The organism is Streptomyces sp. NPDC088261, from assembly GCF_044740805.1.
Taxonomy (GTDB): domain Bacteria; phylum Actinomycetota; class Actinomycetes; order Streptomycetales; family Streptomycetaceae; genus Streptomyces.
Map to the genome: position 1 here is coordinate 477048 of NZ_JBIURL010000004.1, position 9314 is coordinate 486361.

The 9314-nt window shown below is 72.9% G+C and carries 8 protein-coding genes; 5 read left to right on the forward strand and 3 right to left on the reverse strand.

What is annotated here, in order from left to right:
- Positions 1 to 79: 79 nt before the first annotated feature.
- Positions 80 to 796 carry a hydrogen peroxide-dependent heme synthase gene (gene hemQ, locus ACIODU_RS11790; protein ID WP_167025340.1) on the reverse strand — a complete coding sequence of 239 codons (717 nt, stop codon included), beginning with the start codon at positions 794 to 796 and terminating at the stop codon, positions 80 to 82.
- Between the two features lie 4 nt (positions 797 to 800).
- Entirely contained in the window at positions 801 to 2243 is a 1443-nt protein-coding gene (hemG, locus tag ACIODU_RS11795) for a protoporphyrinogen oxidase (protein ID WP_401766713.1), read from the reverse strand.
- Positions 2244 to 2368: 125 nt separating this feature from the next.
- On the opposite strand from hemG, the gene ACIODU_RS11800 reads away from it, so the two are divergent.
- Together ACIODU_RS11800 and ACIODU_RS11805 are read left to right on the forward strand one after the other, a co-directional pair.
- A complete protein-coding gene (locus ACIODU_RS11800) occupies positions 2369 to 3325 on the forward strand; it encodes a DUF4349 domain-containing protein (RefSeq protein ID WP_401766716.1) in 957 nt (318 codons plus the stop codon).
- Positions 3326 to 3379: 54 nt separating this feature from the next.
- Complete coding sequence (locus ACIODU_RS11805) at positions 3380 to 4759, forward strand: FAD-dependent oxidoreductase (protein ID WP_401766719.1); 1380 nt, start codon at positions 3380 to 3382, stop codon at positions 4757 to 4759.
- Positions 4760 to 4775: 16 nt separating this feature from the next.
- Here ACIODU_RS11805 and hemE read toward each other — a convergent pair whose 3' ends face one another.
- Entirely contained in the window at positions 4776 to 5840 is a 1065-nt protein-coding gene (gene hemE, locus ACIODU_RS11810; RefSeq protein ID WP_401766722.1) for a uroporphyrinogen decarboxylase, read from the reverse strand.
- A 91-nt stretch (positions 5841 to 5931) separates the two neighbouring features.
- On the opposite strand from hemE, the gene ACIODU_RS11815 reads away from it, so the two are divergent.
- The 3 genes from ACIODU_RS11815 (at position 5932) to ACIODU_RS11825 (ending at position 9071) form a co-directional block, all read left to right on the forward strand.
- Complete coding sequence (locus ACIODU_RS11815) at positions 5932 to 6621, forward strand: DUF3000 domain-containing protein (protein ID WP_356433260.1); 690 nt, start codon at positions 5932 to 5934, stop codon at positions 6619 to 6621.
- A gap of 270 nt (positions 6622 to 6891) precedes the next feature.
- Complete coding sequence (locus ACIODU_RS11820; protein ID WP_356433262.1) at positions 6892 to 7551, forward strand: response regulator transcription factor; 660 nt, start codon at positions 6892 to 6894, stop codon at positions 7549 to 7551.
- A gap of 251 nt (positions 7552 to 7802) precedes the next feature.
- Positions 7803 to 9071, forward strand: a complete 1269-nt coding sequence (locus tag ACIODU_RS11825) for a ribonuclease D (protein WP_356433264.1) — start codon at positions 7803 to 7805, stop codon at positions 9069 to 9071.
- Positions 9072 to 9314: the final 243 nt, after the last annotated feature.

Here is a 9314-nt window from a genome sequence, read left to right on the forward strand (position 1 = left end):
GGGCGGAGCGGCCGGGCCCGTTCGGCGGGAACGGACCCGGCCGCCAGGCTTTTCCGGGGACGCGCCCTGCGGACAGGCGCTACGCGAGCCCGGCGACGAGGTCCGCCACGGACCTGCGGCGCCCGGTGTAGAACGGCACCTCTTCGCGGACGTAGAGCCGGGCCTTGGAGGCGCGCAGGTGACGCATCAGGTCGACGATGCGGTACAGCTCGTCGGCCTCGAAGGCGAGGATCCACTCGTAGTCCCCGAGCGAGAACGACGCCACGGTGTTGGCGCGTACGTCAGGAAAGCCGCGGGCCATCTTGCCGTGGTCCGCGAGCATCTGCCGGCGCTCCTCGTCCGGCAGCAGGTACCAGTCGTACGAGCGTACGAAGGGGTAGACGCTCACGTAGTCGCGGGGCGTCTCGTCGGCGAGGAACGCCGGCACGTGCGACTTGTTGAACTCGGCGGGGCGGTGCAGCGCCATGTTCGACCAGACCGGCTCCAGCGCCCGGCCGAGCCGGGTGCGGCGGAACCGGTTGTACGCGTCCTGGAGTTCGTCGGCGGTCTCGGCGTGCCACCAGATCATGACATCGGCGTCGGCGCGCAGCCCGGACACGTCGTACGTACCGCGTACCGTCACGTCCTTGGCGTCGAGCTGGTCGAACAGCTCCTGGACCTCCTCGGCGTACCCGCCGCGGTCCTCGGGCAGCGCCTCGCGCAGCTTGAAGACGGACCACAGGGTGTAGCGGATGACCTCGTTGAGGTCCTTCGCCTTCTTGCCGGCGTTCGGCGTCTTGTCTGGTGCAGCAGTCATACGGCTATTCTCCCGCGCCGCGTCCGGTGCCCCGCGCCAGGGTCGACGTGGCGATGATCTCGTCGGCGGCGCGCCGGGCGCTCGCGACGCAGGCGGGGATGCCGACGCCGTCGTAGGCGGCGCCGCAGACCCGCAGGCCGGGGAGGGCGGCGACGGCGGCGCGTACGCGCTCGACGCGGGCCTGGTGGCCGACGGGGTACTGGGGCAGGCCGCCGATCCACCGGGTGACCTCGCTCGCGACCGGTTTCGCGTCGAGCCCGGTGGCCTCGCCGAGGTCGCGCAGCGATACGTCGACCAGGTCGGCGTCCTCGTGGTGCAGGTGTTCCTCGTCGCCGTACCGGCCGATGGAGGTGCGCAGGAGGAAGAGGTCGGGCGCGGCGTCGGACACCCAGCCCCACTTGCGGGTGGAGAAGGTGGAGGCCTTGATGGTGAGTCCGTCGACGGGCGGCACGAGGAAGCCGCTGCCCTCGGGCATGCCGGTGAGGTCGGAGCGCCGGAAGGCCAGGGTGACCAGGGCCATGGAGGCGTACTCGACGGCGGCCAACTCGGCGGAGGCGGCGGGGGATTCGGCGGCGAGGAGGGTGGCGGCGGACCACGCGGGGGTCGCGAGGACCACGCCGTCGGCGTTCAGGACTCCGGTGCCGGTACGGATCCGCCAGCCGTCGGGGGTCCTGGTGAGGCCGAGGACGGGCGTGTCGAGGAGGATCTCGCCGCCCCCGGCCCGTACGGCGTCGGCGACGGCCCGGGGCAGGGTGCCCACTCCCCCGGCGATGCCCGCGAAGACGGCGGCGGACTGCGGCCGTGCCGCCGCCTTCTCCTGGAGGTCGCGGACGCCTTCGAGCAGCGAGTCGTGGGTACGGACGGCGGCGAAGAGCTGCGGTACGGCGGCCTTCATGGAGATGCGGTACGCGTCGCCCGCGTAGACCCCGCCGAGGAGGGGCTCCACCAGCCGGTCGACCACCTCGCGGCCGAGCCGCTCGGCGACGTACTCCCCGACCGACACGTCGTCCCCGACCTCGGTGGGTGCCAGGTCGGGCTCCTGGGCGATCCGGGCGAGTCCTTCGTCGGAGAGCAGTCCCGCGAGGGCAGTCGCGTCGCCGGGGACGCCCATCACATGGCCCTTGGGCATCGGCCGCAGCGCGCCCCTGGTCCACACCGAGGCGCCGCCCGCGGTGGGCGGCTGGAGCAGGTCGCCGAGGCCCACGGCCTCCGCGAGGTCGACGGCCTCGGGCCGGCGCGCGAGCATGGACTCGGCGCCCAGGTCGACGGGCACCCCCTCGATCTCCCCCGTGAGGAGCTTCCCGCCGAGCCGCGCGGAGCCTTCGAGCACCGTCACGGCGACACCCGCGCCCAGCAGCCGGTGTGCGGCGGCGAGTCCGGCGATCCCGCCGCCGATGACAACAACCCGGCCGGTGTGTGTGCTGACGTGCTGCGCGTTCGACTCCATGGGCCCACTCTCTCAAACCCGTAACGAGTCCCGACCGTGACCTCTTCGGGACCGCGGAAGGGAAACCCGCCCGCCGGGGCCGCCGTCGAACCGGCATCACTCGTGCATGTCCCAGGGGGGAACTCATGCGGAAGATGTCCACACTCGCGGCCGCGCTGCTGACCGCGTCACTCGCACTGGCCGGTTGCTCGGCGGGCGGCGACGACGGCGCCGATTCGCAGGCCAAGTCCGCCGCCGTGGGAAGGGGCGCCGACGGGGCGGTGTCCGACCGGCAGGGCGCGGGGGCCGACGCCGAAGGTCGGGCCCCGGCCGGGAAGGTCACGGGACAGGGCCCGGGGGACACGGTCCCGGCCATGACGCATGTCATCAGGACCGCGCGGCTCGCCGTCGAGGTCAAGAACGCCACGAAGGCGCTCGCCACGGCCCGGTCGGTCGCGCTGGGGGCCGGTGGTGTGGTGGAGAAGGAGAGTACGGAGCGGATCGAGGACGACCACGTGTCGACCACGGTCGTGCTGCGGGTCCCGCAGGAGTCGTACGACCGGGTGCTGCGCGAACTGGCGGGCACCGGCAAGCTGTTGTCCCGCACGGCGGACGCGAAGGACGTCACCGACAAGGTGGTCGACGTGGACAGCCGGGTGGCCTCGCAGCGCGTGAGTGTGGCGCGGGTGCGGGAGTTGATGGACCGGGCCACCAAGCTGAGTGATGTGGTCACGCTGGAGGGGGAGTTGAGCCGCCGTCAGGCGGATCTGGAGTCACTGCTCGCCCAGCGGGCCTCGCTCAAGGACCGCACAACGCTGGCGACCGTCACGCTCGACCTCACCGAGACACCGGTGGAGGAGAAGGACGGCTCGGACGACGGTCCGACCTTCGTGGACGCGCTGGGCGGCGGGTGGGACGCGTTGGTCGCCACCCTGCGGTGGATCGCCGTCGCGATCGGGGCGGTGGCGCCGTTCGCCGCCGTGCTCGGCGTGCTCTACCTGCTGTGGCGGCCGGTCCGCGCCCGGCTGCGGCGGCGGTCCGCGCCGGCCACCGTCCCGGCTCCGGCCGAGGGGGCTCAGGAAGGGCCCCGCGCGCGGGACTGAGCCACCGCGCCCGCGTAGCGTTCCGTGGCGGACGACGGAGCGGAAGGACGCGCAATGGCAGCGGAGCGCATGGTGGTCATCGGGGGCGACGCGGCGGGCATGTCCGCCGCGTCGCAGGCCCGCAGGCTGAAGGGGCCGGACCGGCTGGAGATCGTCGCCTTCGAGCGCGGGACCTTCACCTCGTACTCCGCGTGCGGGATCCCGTACTGGGTGAGCGGGGACGTGGCGGGTCCCGGCGCGCTGATCGCGCGCACGCCCGAGGAGCACCGCGAGCGCGCGATCGACCTGCGGACCCGCACGGAGGTGGTCGAGATCGACGTGGCCGGCGGGCGGGTGCGGTCGCGTGATCTCGGCGACGGTACGGAGAGCTGGACCGGCTACGACCACCTGGTCATCGGCACCGGCGCGCACCCCGTCAGGCCGCCGCTGCCCGGCATCGACGCGCCCGGGGTGTACGGCGTGCAGACCCTCGACGACGGCCGGGCGCTGCTGGACGGCCTGGCGGGGCACGACGGCGGGCGCGCGGTGGTGATCGGGGCCGGGTACATCGGTGTCGAGATGGCCGAGGCGCTGCTCAAGCGCGGTTTCAAGGTCACCGTCGTCCACCGCGACGAGCAGCCGATGGCCACCCTGGACCCGGACATGGGGCGGCTGGTGCGCACGGCGATGGACGGCCTCGGCATCACCACCTTCGGCGGCGCCAGGGTCACCGCGATCCTCACCGGCGAGGACGGCCGCGCCCGGGCGGTGGCCACCGAGGACACCGCGTACCCGGCCGATGTGATCGTCCTCGGCATGGGCGTCCGCCCGGAGACGGCCCTGGCCCGCGCGGCGGGACTGCCGCTCGGCGCGTACGGCGGGCTGCTCACCGACCTGTCGATGCGGGTGCGCGGCCACGAGAACATCTGGGCGGGCGGCGACTGCGTCGAGGTGCTCGACCTGGTCTCGGGCGCGACCCGGCACCTCGCGCTCGGCACCCACGCGAACAAGCACGGCCAGATCATCGGCGCGAACGTGGGCGGCGGGTACGCGACGTTCCCGGGCGTGGTCGGTACGGCCGTCAGCAAGGTCTGCGACCTGGAGATCGCGAGGACGGGCCTGCGGGAGAAGGACGCGCGCAGGGCAGGGCTGCGGTTCGTCACCGCGACCATCGAGTCCACGCACAGCGCCGGCTACTACCCCGGCGCCACCCTGATGACCGTGAAGATGCTCGCGGAGCGCCGTACGGGACGGCTCCTCGGCGTGCAGATCGTCGGGCGCGAGGGCGCGGCGAAGCGGGTGGACGTCGCGGCGGTGGCGCTCACGGCGGGCATGACGGTGGAGCGGATGACGACCCTGGACCTCGGTTACGCGCCGCCGTTCTCACCGGTCTGGGACCCGGTCCTGGTGGCCGCCCGCAAGGCCGTGACGGCGGTGCGGGCGGCGGGCATGTGAGTGGACGGGTGCCCGCTCAGCGGGCGCTCCGCGTATGGACGTAGTCGACCAGGCGGGTCAGGGAGTCCGGGTCGGTGCTCGGCATGACGCCGTGGCCCAGGTTGAAGACGTGCCCCTCCAGGCCCGCCGCCGCGTCCAGCACCTCGCGCGCCTTGGTCTCCACCACCTCGGTGGGGGCGAAGAGCACGGTCGGGTCGAGGTTGCCCTGGAGCGCCTTGCCGGGCCCGATCCGGCGGACGGCCTCGTCCAGCGGGACGCGCCAGTCGACGCCGACGACGTCCGCGCCCGCCTCGCCCATGAGGCCGAGCAGTTCGCCCGTACCGACGCCGAAGTGGAGGCGCGGGACCCCGTACGGGGCGACCGTCTCGAAGACCTTGGCCGAGGCCGGCATCACGTAGGTGCGGTAGTCCTTGGGGGCGAGCGCGCCGGCCCAGGAGTCGAAGAGCTGGACGGCGCTCGCCCCCGCCTCGATCTGGACCTTGAGGAAGGCGCCCGTGATGGCCGCGAGACGGTCGAGGAGGTCGGACCAGAGGCCGGGGTCGCCGTACATCATGGCCTTGGTGCGCTCGTACGTCCGCGAGGGCCCGCCCTCGATGAGGTAGCTGGCGAGCGTGAAGGGGGCGCCGGCGAAGCCGATGAGCGGGGTGGCCCCCAGCTCGGCGGTGAGCAGGCCGATCGCCTCCGTGACGTACGACACGTCCTCGGGGGTCAGGTCGCGCAGCCGCGCCAGGTCGGCACGGGTCCTGACGGGGTCCGCGACGACGGGGCCGACGCCCGGCTTGATGTCCAGGTCGAGGCCGATGGCCTTGAGGGGGACGACGATGTCGCTGTAGTAGATCGCGGCGTCGACCTTGTGGCGCCGTACCGGCTGGAGCGTGATCTCCGCCACCAACTCCGGGCGCGTGCAGGACTCCAGCATCGGAATGCCCTCGCGCGCCTTCAGGTACTCGGGCAGCGAGCGGCCCGCCTGGCGCATGAACCAGACCGGCGTGTGCGGCACCGGTTCACGTCTGCACGCCTTCATGAAGGCGGAGTCGTACGTCGTCGGCTGCTGGCCCGAGGGGCGTTCCATGGCGCTCACGACCAGAATCTTCGCATGTACGGGTAAGCCGCGGCCCCGGGCCGGGTGTCCCTCCCTGCGCGCGGCCCCCGTTCCGCCTACTCTTCCCCGCATGGCTGCGGCTCAGGGACAGTTTTCCGATCATTCCAACGGCACCGAGGGAACGGAGGGCAGGGACGGGGACGCGGAGGGGGACGCCGTTCCACGGGCCTTCCGGCAGGCGGTCGAGGCCCTGCGCGCGGCACGGCCGCGTCCGGAGATCGAGATCGACCCGACCGCGCCGCCGAAGCGGCTGGCTCCGCACGCGTACGCCCTGGAGGCGGCGGTCGTCGACGGTGAGGACGACCTGGCGGACGGCAGGCTGGTCCTGCTCCACGACCCGGCGGGGCACGACGCCTGGCAGGGGACCTTCCGGCTGGTGACCCTCGTACGGGCGGAACTGGAACCGGAGATGGCGGCGGACCCGCTGCTCCCCGAGGTGTGCTGGTCGTGGCTGACCGGCGCGCTGGAGGCGCGGGGCCTGTCGTACGGAGAGGCGAGCGGCACCGTCACCCGTGCGGGGTCGCACTACTTCGGCGGGCTCGCGGAGCGCAGGCCCGCGACGCAGATCGAGATCCGGGCGTCGTGGACGCCCCGGGAGGGCCGGGGCGGGGTCCCGGACACGGCCGCGCACCTGGCGGGCTGGTGCGATCTGCTGTGCCAGCTCGCGGGATTGCCCCCGGTAGGGCCTGGAACGGGCCACGGAGGGCCGGACGCGGGTGTGGTGTCCCTTCCCCAGCGGCGCGGCCCACAGGTCTCCTGACGCCCCCTCAGCAGCCCGCGCCGCGTGTGCGCCGTACGTCCCGAAGGCCTCTCCCGACCATCTCCGGGGAGGCCTTCGGTGACTGACCACTCGTAGGATGATCGATCATGCATCCGAATTGCCCGAATTGTTACTCACCAAATCGTGATCATTCTCTAAAGGCCGACGGGTTTGGTGCCGAAGAGGTCAATGACCCTTCAAGCACGGTTCGCCCCGGCTTCATCCCCAGCGCCGGAGACGTCCCGCACGCACCTTCCCCCAGGAGGCCTGGTGTCCGTTCTCCTCGAGCAGCCCGCAAGCCTGGTCGCCTACCGCCCGAACAAGCCGACGGCCATGGTCGTCGTGGCCGACCCGCGCGTCCGCTCCACCGTCACCCGCCACCTGTGGGCCCTTGGAGTCCGTGACGTCATCGAGGCGTCGTCCATCGCGGAGGCCCGTCCCCGCGTCGGCAACCCGCGCGACATCTGCGTGGCCGACGTCCACCTGCCCGACGGTTCCGGGCTGACCCTGCTGTCCGAGACCCGGGCCGCAGGCTGGCCCAACGGACTCGCGCTCTCCGCCGCCGACGACATCGGCGCGGTGCGCAACGCCCTCGCGGGCGGCGTCAAGGGCTACGTCGTGACCGGTACGCGTACGAACATCGGCCACCCGACCCGTCCCGGCGCCGCGCCCCTCGGCGCGGGACCGCGCATGCACCGCCGCCCCCCGGGCGCCCCGAGCCACCCGGGCGGTTACCGCGAGCTCTCCGGCCGTGAGGTCGAGGTGCTCAGACTCGTCGCCGAGGGCCAGTCCAACAAGGCCATCGGCGTCTCGATGGGCCTGTCGGCCCTGACCGTGAAGAGCCACCTCGCCCGGATCGCGCGCAAGCTCGGCACGGGTGACCGGGCGGGGATGGTCGCCGTGGCCCTCCGTACCGGAATCATCCACTGACCGGCGCACACCGCTTCGACCCCCACCACCCCCTGGCCGCACCCCCCACCACCTCCACCACCGCCCCTCCCCTCACCCCTTTCCCCCACGCACACCGCCCGCCGACGGAACGTTCCGTCGGCGGGCGGTGTGCGTTCAGGCGTCTGTTCGGGGCGTACCTGTGGGGCCTGTGGGAGGTGTTTTCGCAGGTCATCCGACTCTTGGACCGAAAGTGCAGGTCAGCGGTTCGCGCAGGCGGATACCCTTGACAGGTGACCGACGCCCAAGAGACCGCAGCAGACCCAGCACTGCGAACCACCGGGGGCGCACCCCCGGACGACGTCGAAACGGCGCCGATCCCTTTGTTGGAGCCCCGCGAGGGCATTCCCCCCGTGGTGGAGACCGATGACGCCCTCGCCCGGGTGATCGCCGCGTTCGCCGCGGGGACGGGTCCCGTGGCCGTGGACGCGGAACGTGCTTCCGGTTACCGGTACGGTCAGCGCGCGTATCTGGTTCAGCTGCGCCGCGCCGGCGCGGGTACGGCGCTGATCGACCCGGTCGGCTGCCCGGACCTCTCCGGGCTCGGCGAGGCGCTCTCCGACACGGAGTGGATCCTCCACGCGGCCACCCAGGATCTTCCGTGCCTGCGGGAAATAGGCATGACGCCCACCCGGCTGTTCGACACGGAGCTGGCGGGCCGGCTGGCGGGCTTCCCCCGGGTCGGGCTCGGCGCGATGGTCGAGAACGTGCTCGGTTTCGCCCTGGAGAAGGGCCACTCCGCGGTCGACTGGTCGACGCGCCCGCTGCCCGAGCCCTGGCTGCGGTACGCGGCGCTCGACGTGGAGCTGCTGGTGGACCTGCGGGACGCGCTGGAGAAGGAACTGGACCGGCAGGGCAAGCTGGACTGGGCCCACCAGGAGTTCGAGGCGATCGCCTCGGCGCCGCCGGCGCCGCCGCGCAAGGATCCGTGGCGGCGTACGTCCGGCATGCACAAGGTGCGGCGGCGGCGGCAGATGGCGGCGGTACGGGAGCTGTGGAACACCCGCGACAGTGTGGCGCAGCGGCGTGACGTCTCCCCCGGCAAGGTGCTGAGCGACACGGCGATCATCGAGGCGTCGCTGGCGCTGCCGGTGAACGTGCACGCGCTCACCGCGCTGCCCGGGTTCGGGCACCGGATGGGGCGGCGGCAGCTGGAGCAGTGGCAGGCGGCGGTCGACCGCGCGAAGGCGCTGCCGGACAGCGAGCTGCCGCAGCCGGGCCAGCCCGTCTCGGGGCCGCCGCCGCCGCGGTCCTGGGCGGACAAGGATCCGGAGGCGGCGGCGCGGCTTTCCGCTGCGCGGGCGGCGGTGTCGGCGTTGGCGGAGCGGTTGAACATGCCGCAGGAGAACCTGATCACGCCGGACACGGTGCGGCGCGTGTGCTGGGAGCCGCCGGCGTCTCCGACGCGGGAGGCGGTGGCGGAGGCGCTGACGTCGCATGGCGCGCGCGCGTGGCAGGTCACGCAGGTGGCCCCGGTCCTCTCGGAGGCGCTGTCGGGCTGACCGGCTTGCTCGTGCCCTCAATCGCCGGGCGGGCGTCTGCGCCCCGGCGGTGGGCGCGGCTTACCGATGTCCTCAATCGCCGGACGGGCTGGATGGTCCTCAATCGCCGGACGGGCTTAAAGACCCGGGGTGGGCCGGGTTGTTTTGGCGCGGGCCTGGAAGGGGGACGGGCAGGGGTCGTGTCCGGAACGTAAAGCGTGTTTTGTGTCGCATGACTACCGTTACGCAAAACAAGACCCCGCA